Consider the following 12537-nt stretch of genomic DNA (forward strand, 5'->3'; position numbering starts at 1 on the left):
TCTTCTGCAAGCTCAAGGAGTTCAAGCGCATTGCCATGAGAGCCGACAAGACCGACCAAAGCTTCTCCGCAATGATCTATCTCGCCGCCGCCGTCATCAATTCACGATGAATCCCCACAAGCCTTAGTCGGGATAATCGACGCCGATCAGGTAGAGCCCCGTCGACGGGGCCATGGGGCCGCAGCGCTTGCGGTCCCGCGCATCCAGCGCCGCCCGCACGTCCTCCACGGCCCAGCGGCCCGCTCCGACCCTCTCCAGCGTCCCGACCATCGAGCGGACCTGATGGTGGAGGAAGGAGCGGGCGGAGGCGTAGACACGGATTTCGTCGCCGATCCGCTCCACGTCGAGCCGGTCGAGGGTGCGGATCGGGCTGTTCGCCTGGCACTCGGCGGCGCGGAACGTGGTGAAGTCGTGCCGCCCGATGAGCGCCTGGGCCGCCTCGTGCATGGCGCCGGCATCGAGCTTCCATGCCACGTGCCAGACCCGGTTGACCTCGAGGGCGGCTGGCGCCCGGCGGTTGAGGATCCGGTAGACGTAGTGGCGTTTGACGGCCGAGAGCCGGGCATTGAACGTGTCCGCCACCTGCTCCGCCGCCAGGATCGCCACGGGGGCGGGCTTCAGATGCGCGTTCGTCGCGTCGCGGACCGTGTCCGTGCGCCAATCCTTGCCGAGATCCACGTGGATGACCTGATGGGTCGCATGGACGCCCGAGTCGGTGCGCCCGGCGCAATGGACCCGCACCTTTTCCCCGGCGAATTTCTCGATCGCCTCCTCGACCGCCTGCTGCACCGAGAGACCGTTGGTCTGGTGCTGCCAGCCGGTGAACGGCGTGCCGTCATATTCCACGACGAGCTTGAAGCGGGGCATGTCAGGACAGCTCCGCGAAGGCGGGGGCGTAGGCGATCGGCCCGCGAGCCTCCTTGCCCCTGTCCGAGAGGGGAAGGGCCTGGAGATAGGGGCCGTCATAGGGCGTCTCGAATGCCCTTGCCGCCTCCGGCGCGAAACCGAAGCGGCCGTAATAGGCGGGGTCGCCGAGGACCAGGGCCAAGTCCCAACCGGATTGCGACAGCCGCCGCAGGCTGTCGGCGACCAGGGCGGCGCCGATGCCCTGCTTCTGCGCGTGGGGATCGACGGCCAGGGGCGCCAGGGCGCATGCCCTGATGGACGGCATCTCGACAACGTTCAGGCGTGAGAAGGCGATATGGCCGACGGGCCGTTCGGTGCAGGCGACGAGGGACAGGATCAGGTCGCCGTCTCTCTCCAGCCGCTCCACCAGCTCGGCCTCCGCCTCCTGCCCGAAGGCGGCGACATGGATCGCGTGAATCGCAGACCGGTCGCCGGGCTCGGCGGGGCGGACCTGCACCGAGGACGTCATGCGAAACGGGCTCCGGGCTCGAGTCGCACGCCGCGGAAGAACTCCTCGGCGCTCATGGGAGCCTTGCCGGCGCGCTGGACCTGGATCAGCCGGACCGCCCCGTCACCGCAGGCCACGACGCCCTTGGCATCGACGAGGCTTCCCGGTGCGCCCGCGCCCTCGCTTTTCGCCGCCCGCAGAACCTTCACCCGCTCGGTGCCCTTGCCGAAATCCGCGGTGAAGAAGGCGCCCGGAAAGGGGGAGAGGCCGCGGATATGGTCGTGCACCGCCTGGGCGGGCTTCGCCCAATCGATCCGTCCGTCCTCGTTGGCGAGCTTGTGGGCATAGGTCACGCCTTCCTCGGGCTGGGGCGTGAAGCTCAGGCCCCCGCGGGAGAGGGCGGCCAGCGCCCGCACCATGAGGTCGGCACCCAGAACCATCAGCCTGTCGTGCAGCTCGCCGGCATTCATGTCGGGGGCAATCGCCACGCGCTCGGCCATGGCGACGGGCCCGGTGTCGAGGCCTTCCTCCATCTTCATGACCGCGACGCCGGTCTCGGCATCTCCGGCCATGATCGCCCGCTGGATCGGGGCCGCGCCGCGCCAGCGCGGCAGGAGCGAGGCATGGAGGTTGAGGCAGCCGAGTTCCGGCGCTTCCAGGATCGGCTTCGGCAGGATCATGCCGTAGGCCACCACCACGGCCACATCGGCCCCATGGGCCCGGAAGGTCTCGGCGGCCTCGTCGCTGCGCAGGGTCTTCGGCGTCAGGACCGGGAGCCCGAACCGTTCCGCCATCCTGTGGACCGGGGAGGGCTTCAGCTCCATCCCGCGGCCCGCGGCGGCGGGCGGACGGGTATAGACCGCCACGACCTCGTGTCCCTGGCCGACGATCTCGGAGAGCGTCGGCACGGCGAAATCGGGCGTTCCCATGAAGACGACGCGAAGGCTCATGCGCCGCCTGCTCCGCGCTTGGCGGCCTTCTTGAACTTGGTCATGACCCGGTCGCGCTTGAGCTTGGAGAGGTGGTCGATGAAGAGCACCCCGTTGAGATGGTCGATCTCGTGCTGCACGCAGGTCGCCATCAGATCCTCGGCGTCCTGCTCGACGATCTCGCCCTTGAGGTTCATGTAGCGGAACCGCACCCGGTCCGGCCGCTCGACCTCCTCGTAATATTCGGGAATCGACAGGCAGCCTTCCTCGTAGACCCGCTTCTCCTCCGAGGCCCACAGGATCTCGGGGTTGATCAGAACCATCGGCTCGCGCTCGCCTTCGGTCTTGGACACGTCCATGGTGACCATGCGCAGGGGCACGCCGATCTGGATGGCGGCGAGGCCGACGCCGGGGGCGTCGTACATGGTCTCCAGCATGTCGTCGGCGAGCTGCCGGATTTCGTCCGTGATCTCTTTCACGGGCTCCGACATCACGCGGAGCTTGGGGTCGGGGAGGATGACGAGAGGTTTGATGGTCATGATCGCGGGAGATAAGGGCTCGGGTCGGGATGGTCAAATCGTTCGTCTTATGTTCGGATGCTCCCGTCAACCGGAAGTTCCACGTCCATGAACGATGTCGTCCTGAGTATCGGCTCCCATCCCCTGACGCTGGGTCAGATCGTGATCGGAGCAGCGGCGACGAGCATCTTTCTTCTCTTCGTCGTGACCCTGCTCCTCCTCAAGACGCGGCGGGAGCGGACCCTGGAGGCGGCCATCGCGGACGAGCGCGCCCGGGAGATGGACGACAAGGTCTCCGAACTGACCCGGATCCAGGCGGAGATGACCGGGCGGATGCAGACCATCGCGGAGGTGTTCGGCACCCGGCAGAGCGATTTCGTGCGGCTGATCTCCGAGCGGATCGACGGGCTGCAGCACCGGATGGGGCAGGGGCTCGAAGCCACCGCCCGGCACCAGACGGAAAACCTCTCCAGGCTCAACGAGCGGCTCGCCGTCATCGACGCGGCGCAGAAGAACCTGACGGACCTCACCGGCCAGATCGTCGGGCTGAAGGACATCCTTTCCAACAAGCAGAGCCGCGGCGCCTACGGCCAGGGCCGCATGGAGGCCATCATCCGGGACGGTCTGCCCCCGAGCGCCTTCCAATTCCAGCCGACGCTCTCCAACCGCACCCGTCCCGATTGCCTTGTCCGCCTGCCCGGAGACGACAGGGGCCTCGTGATCGACGCCAAGTTCCCTCTCGAAGGCTTCACCCAGTTTCGGGACGCAAAGGGGGAGGACACCCGCCTGCGGGCGGCCGCCAAGGTGCGCAGCGACATGCTCGTCCACGTGAAGGACATCGCCGAGAAATACCTCATCCCGGGCGAGACGCAGGACATCGCCATGCTGTTCGTGCCGGCCGAGTCGATCTATGCGGATCTGGCCGAGCATTTCGACGATGTGGTGCAGAAGGCGCACCGGGCCCGCATCGTCATCGTGTCGCCGTCGCTGCTCACCCTCGCCATCCAGGTCATGCAGGCCCTCGTGCGGGATGCCCGCATCCGCGAGGAGGCGCGGGTGATCCAGGTCGAGGTGCAGAAGCTTCTTGAGGATATCGAGCGGCTCGACGGGCGCGTGGCGAAGCTCGACGCCCATTTCCGGCAGGCGCAGGACGACGTGGCCCAGATCAGGGTTTCGACCGACAAGATCGTGAAGCGCGGCCAGAAGATCGAGATGCTCGAATTCGAGGACGGCGAAGCGGGAGCCCGGGCCGAGCTGCTTCGTCTTCAGGGGCGCAACCTGCGGGCCGTGGACTGAGCCCGCCCGCCTGCATTCTCCCGCCCGCTCCTTGGAGGGAACCCGGGCGAAGCGTGGAACTGCCTCGAACGCCGCGACGTTCTTCCAGCGTTATGCCAGGCGCAGCGTCACTGCGAGCGCTTTGTGCCGACTTGCCTCACATCAACGGAAGGATATGCGCCATGGGCCTTTTATCGAAGGACATCAAGACCTTGGATGATCTCTTCATCCATACTCTGCAGGACATCTATTACGCCGAGCAGCAGATCACGAAGGCTCTGCCCCAGATGATCGGCAAGGTGACCGACCCGCAGCTGAAACAGGCCTTCCAGACCCACCTTGGCGAAACCGAGCAGCAGATTCAGATGGTGGAGCAGGTCTTCCGCATGCATGGCCACGACCCCAAGGGCGTGACCTGCCCGGCCATCGACGGCATCATCGACGAGGCTCAGGACATCGCCGGCGACATCGACGATCCGCAGGTTCTCGATGCGGCGCTGCTGGCGGCGGCCCAGGCCGTCGAGCACTACGAGATCACCCGCTACGGCACCCTCGTCGCCTGGGCGAAGCAGCTCGGGCGCGAAGACTGCGCCAGCGTGCTCCATCAGATCCTGGAGCAGGAAAAGGCGACCGATCAGAAGCTCAATCGCATCGCGGAGAGCAAGATCAACACCCAGGCCGCCTAAAGCTGAAGGCCTCGGACTGAACTGAGAGGACGGCGGCCTTCAGGCCGCCGTTCTTTTTGTTCGGGAGCCGTCGCGTCGGCTGGAGATCAGCGCCGGGGCGCTTCCGACAGGCAGAGTTCGAGGAAATCGGCCAGGTCGTTGGTGATGTAGTCGATATGGGGCATCTTCACCGCCTCCTGCTCGAACTCCTCGCGGAAGGGGTCGATGGTCGGCGGCACGATGAGGGTGGTCGTCATGCCGAGTTCATGGGGGACGACCAGGTTCTTGGCGATGTCCTCGAACATGGCCGCGCGGGAGGGTTCGACCGCGTGCTTCTCGAGGAAGATCTCATAGGCGCGCCGGTCCGGCTTAGGCACGAAGTTCGAGGCCGCGATGTCGAAGACGTCCTCGAAATGGTCGAGAATGCCGATCTTCTTCGCCACGTTCTCGGCGTGCTTGCGCGACCCGTTGGTGAGGATGAGCTTCCGTCCGGGAAGCTTCTCGATGGCCTTCCCGAGGTTTTCGTTCAGCTCGATGTCGGTGTGGTCGATGTCGTGGGCGAAATCGAGGAAGTCGTACGGGTCGACGTCGTATTCGTCGATCAGCGCGCGCAGGGTGGTTCCGTATTTATGGTAGAAGAACTTCTGCAGGGACCGGGCCGACAGGCCGTCGATGCCGAAGAGCTCCGCGATATAGAGCGTGATCCGGTCGTCGATCTGGGGCCAGACCCGGGAGGTGTGCGGGTAAAGGGTGTTGTCGAGGTCGAAGATCCACGTTTCCACATGCGAGAAGGGCCGCGACTCGGCGGAGGATATGTGGGGCTCGACAGGTGGGATCGCGTTCATGACCATCAAGATAGCAATGGGGCCGATATGGCCCCACTGAATCTCATATAAGGACGGAACAGAGTTCCGGAAAGGGCTAGCTTCGCCGGATCAGGGTTCCCGCGCCGTGATCGGTGAACAGCTCCAGCAGGACCGAATGGGGCACCTTGCCGTCCAGGATGACCACCGCCTCGACGCCCTTTTCGAGGGCATAGATGCAGGTCTCGATCTTCGGGATCATGCCGTCGGTGATGGTGCCGTCGGCGATCAGGCGGCGGCAATCCTCGATCGTCATCTCGGGAATGAGGTTCTTGTTCTTGTCCAGCACGCCCGGAACGTCGGTCAGGAGCAGAAGGCGCTTGGCCATCATGGCGCCCGCGATGGCGCCCGCGAACGTGTCGGCGTTCACGTTGTAGGTCTGGCCGTCCTGCCCCACGGCGACCGGCGCGAGCACGGGGATCAGCTCGGCGCTCAGTACCTGGTCCAGAACCGCCCGGTTCACCTTCTCCGGCTCGCCGACGAAGCCGAGATCGACCACCTTCTCGATGTTGGAATCGGGATCGACGGTCGTGCGGGTGACCTTGCGGGCGGTGACCATGTTGCCGTCCTTGCCGCACAGGCCCACGGCCTTGCCGCCCTCGGCGCCGATCCAGCCGACGATCTGCTTGTTGATGGAGCCGGCCAGCACCATCTCGACGACCTCGACGGTCGCCTGGTCCGTCACGCGCAGGCCTGCCTTGAACTCGGACTTGATCCCGAGCTTGTCCAGCATCTTGCCGATCTGAGGCCCGCCGCCATGGACGACGATGGGCTTGATGCCCGACTGCTCCAGCAGGACCACGTCCTCGGCGAAATCTTCCGCGGCGGCGCGGTCTCCCATGGCGTGGCCGCCATACTTGATCACGACCACCTCCTGGTCGTAGCGCTGCATGTGCGGCAGCGCCTGCACAAGCACTTCGGCCTGCACATGGACATCGGGGAGCTGATCGGGCGTAGGCGACGAGGACATGGGCGGCTCCAGCGCGTGGCAACGACAAACGGCCTGCCTTCTAGCCCAGCTCCGAGGCTCTGGAAACAGAGACTTCGGTTCAGCGGCGCAGAAGTGCGGAGGCGCCCACCAGAATCCAGCCGATCATCAGCAGGATGCCCCCGGTGGGGGCCGCCATGGGCGCCAGGGCGACCCCGGAGAACGCCCGCCGGGAGAGATCGCCGCAGAACAGCGCGAGCCCGAGGACGAGCACGAAGCCGGCGAGCCGCGCGAAGCCGGGGCTGACGGCGCCGATCTGGGACAGGGCCACGAGGGCCAGAAGGGCCGGAGCGTGGAACAGCAGGAACTGGGCCGCGGTGGTGAGATTGCCCCCGGTCACATGCGCCGCCGCGGCCGACAGGCCGACACCCAGGAGCCCCGACACGGCCGCCAGGACGATCAGGATGCGTTCGGGCAGGCTCATTCCACGCCCCGTTCGTTCAGGAGCTGGGCGATCCCGGCGCGCAGCTCGGGAATGCCGGCGCCCGAGCGGCTGGAAGTGGGCATGATCACGGGATAGGCCGCGGCCCGCTTGGCGATCTTGCCGGCCGTGTCGGTGATGCGCTTCTCCAGCTCGCCCGCCTTCAGTTCGTCCGCCTTGGTCAGGACGACCTGATAGGAGACCGCGGCCTTGTCGAGGGTTTCGAGAACCCCCTCGTCGACCGGCTTGATGCCGTGGCGGGCGTCGATCAGCACGAAGACGCGGGCGAGGCTGGCGCGGCCGCGCAGATAGTCGTGAATCAGCTGCGTCCAGGCCTGGACCTTCTCCTTCTCGACCGCGGCATAGCCGTAGCCCGGCATGTCCACGAGGTGGAAGCGCCCGCCGATGTCGAAGAAGTTGAGCTGCTGGGTCCGGCCCGGGGTGTGGGACGTGCGAGCGAGGGTGTTTCGCCCCGTCAAGGCATTAACCAGGCTCGATTTTCCCACGTTCGAGCGGCCCGCGAAGGCGATCTCCACCTTCGTCATGGGCGGCAGGTTCTTCAGGGAGTTCGCAGCCCAGATGAAGTCCGCCTCGCCCGCGAAGAGTTTGCGGCCGGTTTCGAGAAAGGGGTCGGTTTCAGGTGCCATATCGCTCATGCGGATCCTTATCGACGCTCGAAGGCCGTTCATCAAGGCATTCGGTGCCGGTTCGCCGGCAGGCATCCTCTTTTGCGCGTCATTTCCAGAAAGGCTTCAGCGCCGGCAGGTCGCGGCCTGCGGCATCGGCCTTGGAGAGAAGCTTCTTCATCCGGCGCCTGGCATGATCCGGGTCCTGCTCCGCCAGGGAGGGGATCAGGGAGCTTCCGACCGCGATGTCGTTCATCGCGCCGAGGAGGTCCTGGAGTCTTTCGAGGGCCGAGAGCATGGCCTTCCGGCGCCGTTTGACCCCGCCCGACGTGAACAGCGGCGCGAAGAACTCGGAGCCGTAGCGCAGTTTCTTGATCCTGATCCGCAGCCTGTGTCTCCCCTCGTCGTCGAGATCCGCCAAATGTCCCGCCTGCCTGCGGATCTTCTTCCAGCGGCGCGAGAGCTCCTTCCGGGCGTGGTCCCGGGCCGGACGGGAGGTCGGGGAATCGTCGGACAGCCATTCGCCGGCCTCGATCCAGGCTGCGACCTTGAGGATCGCCTGCATGAAACGGGGGGATTCGAGCGCCTCCATGAGCGCCTCGTATGCGCGGGCACGATGGGCCTCGATCTCCTCTCGCTGGTCCTCCGGCAGGTCCGGACCGTCCGGATCGCTCAGCCTTTCGAGCAGGACGTCGAGGTCGCGGGCGGGGCCGAGGCACCTGCCCATCCACCGGAGATCCTGCGTGACCGCCTCGGTCTGCGGGCCGCCGAGCAGGTCCTTGAACAGCGACATCGCGGCCCGAAGCCGCCGAATGCCCACGCGCATCTGATGCACGGATTCCGGATCCCGCGTGCGGCGCAGGACGGCCTCGTTGAGCACCATCTGCGACAGGCACGACCGTGCGACGACCTGAAAGGCCTCGGCGCAGGAGGCATCCGGGTCCATCCCGATCTTGTCGGCGCGGGCGGGCTGCGGGGCGGCGCGGTCGAGAAGGCCGTAGCCCCGCTCGGACTTGGTGACGGGCGCAAGCCGCAGCGGCACCGCCTCCGAGAGATTCAGGGCCAGGGTGAAGAGGGAGGAGGGGTCGCCCTCCTTCAGCTCCAGCTCGAGCTCGGCAAAGCGCAGGGTTTGGCTGCCTGCCCGCGCCTTCGCGTCGTCGAGGGCGAGTTCCACCAGCGCAGCATCGTGGCGGACCATGAAGGCTCGCCGCTCCGTCTCGATGCTGAAGGCCGGCTTGATGCTCCCGCGAAGCGCCTCGTCCGCCGCGAAGGGGGCGAGGGGCGTGCCGGTCGCGGCATCGAAATCGATCGCACTGTCCTCCACGGGGCTTTCCCATTCGCTCCGGTCGAGGGCGAGACCTCGTGCCCCGTGCTCGGCCTTGATCGTCTGGACGTGGCGGCCGTTCCGGCGGCGGACCCGCAGGCTCAGCCCCGCATGGCGCAGGGCAAGGTCCGGCGTATCGAAGTAGACGGCATGAAGCTGGCCGCTCTGTTCCGGATCGGGTTGGGCCTGGGCCAGCAGGGGATGTTCGAGAAGGCGCGAGGTCTCGCCCGAGGCGACTTCCAGCTTGAGCTCGATCTCGCGCGGCGCTCCCCCGTCCTTGGGAGACCCGCCTGCCGCACCTTTGGACACGCTCATGAATCCAACCGCTCCGTCATTCCGACGATCCATATAGGACCGCGGCGACGGCATTGAAGGCGATGGCCTAAGCGGCGTTCCTGAGAGCCTCCAGATCTGCGCCGCGGATCGCATCGAGGTTGCGGGTGATCCGGTCGATCTCCCAATCCCACCAGCGGATGGAGAGAAGCTCCGCCACCACCTCGTCGGCGAACCGCTGCCGGACGACCTTGGCCGGATTGCCGCCGACGATGGCATAGGGCGGCACGTCGGCGACGACCACCGATTTCGCCGCCACGACGGCGCCGTCGCCGACGGTCACGCCGGGCATGATCGTCGCCTCGTGCCCGATCCAGACGTCGTTGCCGATGACGGTGTCGCCCTTGAAGCCCGCCTGGATCGTCGCCCAGTCGAAGCCTTCCTCCCAGCCGTGTCCGAAGATGTTGAACGGGTAGGTCGAGAACCCGGTCATGGCGTGGTTCGCGCCGTTCATGATGAAGGTGACGCCGGTGGCGATGGCGCAGAACCTGCCGATGACGAGCCGGTCCCCCATGAAGTCGTAATGGTGGAGCACGCACCGTTCCACGAAGGCTTCCGGGCCCTCCGGGTCGTCGTAATAGCTGAAGTCGCCAACCTCGATATTCGCCTGCCTGACGAAGGCCTTGAGGAAGCCGACCCGGGGATGTCCGGGAACCGGATGGGGCGTGAGAGGATCGGGTCCGGCGGCCGGCATCGTGATCTCCATGGCACAAAGAAAAATCCCCGGGACAGGGCCCGGGGATGATGTTCGCGGTCGGTGATCAGCCCTTGGCGGGGCTCTTCCTGTTGAACGTGCTGCGCAGGTTGTCCCAGAGTTCGATCTTCACGCCGTTGCGCTTCATGATGAAGGCCTGCTGGGTGACCGAGAGCAGGTTGTTCCAGGCCCAGTAGATCACGAGGCCGGCGGGGAACGAGCCCAGCATGAAGGTGAAGATCACCGGCATCCAGGCGAAGACCTGCTTCTGGACCGGGTCCGGCGGCTCCGGGTTCATCTTCATCTGCAGCCACATGGTGATGCCCATGATGATCGGCCACACGCCGATCATGAGGAACGAGCCCAGCACCGGGACGGCGCCCGGGTTGTAGGGCAGCAGACCGAACAGGTTGAAGATGGACGTCGGATCGGGAGCCGCGAGGTCGCGGATCCAGCCGAAGAACGGCGCATGGCGCATTTCGATGGTGACGAAGAGCACCTTGTAGAGCGCGAAGAAGACCGGGATCTGGATCAGGACCGGCCAGCAGCCGGCGACCGGATTGATCTTCTCCTTCTTGTAGAGCTCCATCAGCGCCTGCTGCTGCTTCATCTTGTCGTCGGCATAGCGCTCGCGGATCGAGGCCATCTCCGGCTGCACGGCCTTCATCTTCGCCATGGAGGCGTAGGACTTGTTCGCCAGCGGGAAGAAGATGAGCTTCAGGACCACCGTCACGAGCAGGATCGCGACGCCGAAATTGCCGAACAGGCGATAGAAGAAGTCGAGGACCTTAAAGAGCGGCTTGGTGATGAAGTAGAACCAGCCCCAGTCGATCAGGAGATCGAAATTCTTGATGTTGAGGGCTTCGCCGTAATTGTCGACGACGGCGACTTCCTTCGCGCCGGCGAAGAGCCGCTGGGTCACCTCGGTCGTGGCGCCGGGCGCCAGGGTCTGCGCAGCACCCAGCATGTTGGCCTGGTAGGTCTGGCCATTGGGCGCCTGCCGCATGGTGAAGGAGCCCTGATAGACCTGGGTCTGATCCGGGATGACGGCCGCGGCCCAGTACTTGTCGGTGATGCCGACGAAGCCGCCGGTGACGCTGTCCCACACCTTGCCGACGGTGTTCTGGCCCGGAACGGCCTCTTCCTTGTCGAGGTTCGCGTAGGTGTATTCCTGCAGGCCCTGGTCGCCCAGGACGCCGATCAAGCCCTCGTGCAGCACGTAATAGCCGAGCGTCGTCGGCTTGCCGTGGCGGGAAACGAGGCCGTAGGGATGCAGGGTCACGGCGGCGGAGCCGCGGTTCTCCACCTCGTTCTTCACGGTAAACATGGACTTTTCGTCCACGGAGACGATGCGGCGGAACACGAGGCCCTGGCCGTTGTCCCAGGTGAGGGTCACGGGCGAGGAGGGGGTCAGGGTCTGCTTGTCGGCGGTCCAGATCGTGTCCGGTCCCGGGAGCGGGCCCGCCTGCGTGCCGACCCAGCCGAAATCCGCATAATAGGGGTTCGGGCTGCCGGAGGGCGAGAACAGCACGATGTTCGGGCTGCGAGGATCGACCGTCTCGCGGTAGTGCTTGAGCGCCACGTCGTCGACGCGACCGCCGCGCAGGTTGATCGAGCCAGCGATGGACGGGGTGTCGATGGCGACGCGCGGCGAGCGGGCAAGCGCAGCCTCGCGGGACTCGACTACCGGCGCCACCGGAGCGCCGGGAACGGTTCCCGGAACGGGAGCGGAGGGCCCGCCGGCCTGGCTCGGGGTCGGGGCGGTCGGGTTGACCTGCGTGGATTGCTGCTGCTGGTTCGCGAGACGCTGTCTCTCAGCCTCGGGAGCGGCGAAAAAGTACTGCCAACCGATCAAAACCGCCACCGACAGCACGATGGCTACGATGAGGTTTCTGTTATCTTCACGCATGGGAATGTCCGCGACGCTCGCCGTTGGAGGGAGGTGAGGAGGAAACTGAACGATCCGGGGGCCGCGCACTCTTCGGCTTGGTTACAACCCGTAATGCACGCCGAAGGTCGTCGACGAGCACATCGTAATCAGCGGTCAGGATGTCGCGGCGTCCGATGATCACGACATCCATGTTGGTGCCGGCAAAGCCTTCGCCCGCTTCCTGGCAGACGCTGCGAAGCCGGCGCTTGATCCGGTTGCGTTCCGTGGCATGGCCGACCCGCTTCGTCACCGTGAGGCCGAAGCGCAGGCCAAGAGCCAGATCGTCGCGCGGACGGCCCTGGACCGTCATCCGTTCCGTATGAAAGCGGCGGCCAGAGGCCGCCGCGACGAAGTCAGGTCGTTTCGTCAGGCGCCCGATCAAGCCTGCGCGTGACCCGCGCACCGGGCAGTCCTTACCGCTGCTTACGCCGAAAGGCGCTTGCGGCCATGGGCGCGGCGAGCAGCAATGACCTTGCGGCCGCCCTTGGTCGCCATGCGCGCACGGAAGCCGTGGCGGCGCTTGCGAACCAGCTTGCTCGGTTGATACGTCCTCTTCACGGCACTTCTCCGATCGAATGGGGCTGCGCTGCCTCAAGGCTCGCGCCCGTCTGAAATCC

Annotated in this window: 15 protein-coding genes; 2 read left to right on the plus strand and 13 right to left on the minus strand. The window is 66.0% G+C overall.

Annotated elements, in window-relative coordinates; genetic code table 11:
• Positions 1–123: 123 nt before the first annotated feature.
• From truA to def, 4 genes are read right to left on the minus strand one after another with little or no spacing between them, the layout of a single operon-like run.
• A complete protein-coding gene (gene truA / locus ACFOYU_RS08380) occupies positions 124–867 on the minus strand; it encodes a tRNA pseudouridine(38-40) synthase TruA (protein WP_226736765.1) in 744 nt (247 codons plus the stop codon).
• A gap of 1 nt (position 868) precedes the next feature.
• Positions 869–1375 (minus strand): GNAT family N-acetyltransferase, encoded by a 507-nt coding sequence (locus tag ACFOYU_RS08385; protein ID WP_377033197.1) that lies wholly within the window; start codon positions 1373–1375, stop codon positions 869–871.
• Entirely contained in the window at positions 1372–2304 is a 933-nt protein-coding gene (gene fmt / locus ACFOYU_RS08390; RefSeq protein ID WP_226736761.1) for a methionyl-tRNA formyltransferase, read from the minus strand. Before fmt ends, ACFOYU_RS08385 begins: the two co-directional genes overlap by 4 nt.
• Complete coding sequence (def, locus tag ACFOYU_RS08395; RefSeq protein WP_226736759.1) at positions 2301–2822, minus strand: peptide deformylase; 522 nt, start codon at positions 2820–2822, stop codon at positions 2301–2303. The genes fmt and def overlap by 4 nt, the downstream gene beginning before the upstream one ends.
• An 87-nt stretch (positions 2823–2909) precedes the next feature.
• Between def and ACFOYU_RS08400 the strand changes: the two genes are divergently transcribed.
• Positions 2910–4097, plus strand: coding sequence for a DNA recombination protein RmuC (locus tag ACFOYU_RS08400; RefSeq protein ID WP_226736757.1), 1188 nt, complete (start codon positions 2910–2912; stop codon positions 4095–4097).
• Positions 4098–4258: 161 nt separating this feature from the next.
• The gene (locus tag ACFOYU_RS08405; protein WP_377033198.1) at positions 4259–4762 is read left to right on the plus strand and encodes a ferritin-like domain-containing protein; all 504 of its coding nucleotides are present in this window, start codon (positions 4259–4261) and stop codon (positions 4760–4762) included.
• An 86-nt stretch (positions 4763–4848) separates the two neighbouring features.
• On the opposite strand, the gene ACFOYU_RS08410 is transcribed toward ACFOYU_RS08405, so the two are convergent.
• The 9 genes from ACFOYU_RS08410 to rpmH form a co-directional block, all read right to left on the minus strand.
• The gene (locus tag ACFOYU_RS08410) at positions 4849–5586 is read right to left on the minus strand and encodes a pyrimidine 5'-nucleotidase (protein WP_226736753.1); all 738 of its coding nucleotides are present in this window, start codon (positions 5584–5586) and stop codon (positions 4849–4851) included.
• A 76-nt stretch (positions 5587–5662) separates the two neighbouring features.
• A complete protein-coding gene (argB, locus tag ACFOYU_RS08415) occupies positions 5663–6574 on the minus strand; it encodes an acetylglutamate kinase (RefSeq protein ID WP_226736751.1) in 912 nt (303 codons plus the stop codon).
• Positions 6575–6653: 79 nt separating this feature from the next.
• Positions 6654–7016 (minus strand): DUF423 domain-containing protein, encoded by a 363-nt coding sequence (locus ACFOYU_RS08420; RefSeq protein WP_226736749.1) that lies wholly within the window; start codon positions 7014–7016, stop codon positions 6654–6656.
• Complete coding sequence (yihA, locus tag ACFOYU_RS08425; RefSeq protein WP_377033199.1) at positions 7013–7669, minus strand: ribosome biogenesis GTP-binding protein YihA/YsxC; 657 nt, start codon at positions 7667–7669, stop codon at positions 7013–7015. The genes ACFOYU_RS08420 and yihA overlap by 4 nt, the downstream gene beginning before the upstream one ends.
• Positions 7670–7748: 79 nt before the next feature.
• Positions 7749–9278: a CHAD domain-containing protein gene (locus ACFOYU_RS08430; RefSeq protein ID WP_377033200.1), complete on the minus strand. Its 1530-nt coding sequence runs from the start codon at positions 9276–9278 to the stop codon at positions 7749–7751.
• Between the two features lie 67 nt (positions 9279–9345).
• Complete coding sequence (locus ACFOYU_RS08435; protein ID WP_377033201.1) at positions 9346–9990, minus strand: CatB-related O-acetyltransferase; 645 nt, start codon at positions 9988–9990, stop codon at positions 9346–9348.
• 67 nt (positions 9991–10057) lie between these two features.
• Positions 10058–11899, minus strand: coding sequence for a membrane protein insertase YidC (gene yidC, locus ACFOYU_RS08440; RefSeq protein WP_226736739.1), 1842 nt, complete (start codon positions 11897–11899; stop codon positions 10058–10060).
• Positions 11892–12323: a ribonuclease P protein component gene (gene rnpA / locus ACFOYU_RS08445; RefSeq protein ID WP_226736738.1), complete on the minus strand. Its 432-nt coding sequence runs from the start codon at positions 12321–12323 to the stop codon at positions 11892–11894. Before rnpA ends, yidC begins: the two co-directional genes overlap by 8 nt.
• A 20-nt stretch (positions 12324–12343) precedes the next feature.
• A complete protein-coding gene (gene rpmH / locus ACFOYU_RS08450; RefSeq protein ID WP_027314822.1) occupies positions 12344–12478 on the minus strand; it encodes a 50S ribosomal protein L34 in 135 nt (44 codons plus the stop codon).
• Positions 12479–12537: the final 59 nt, after the last annotated feature.

This window comes from Microvirga sp. GCM10011540 (assembly GCF_042650665.1).
Classification (GTDB): Bacteria; Pseudomonadota; Alphaproteobacteria; order Rhizobiales; family Beijerinckiaceae; genus Microvirga; species Microvirga lenta.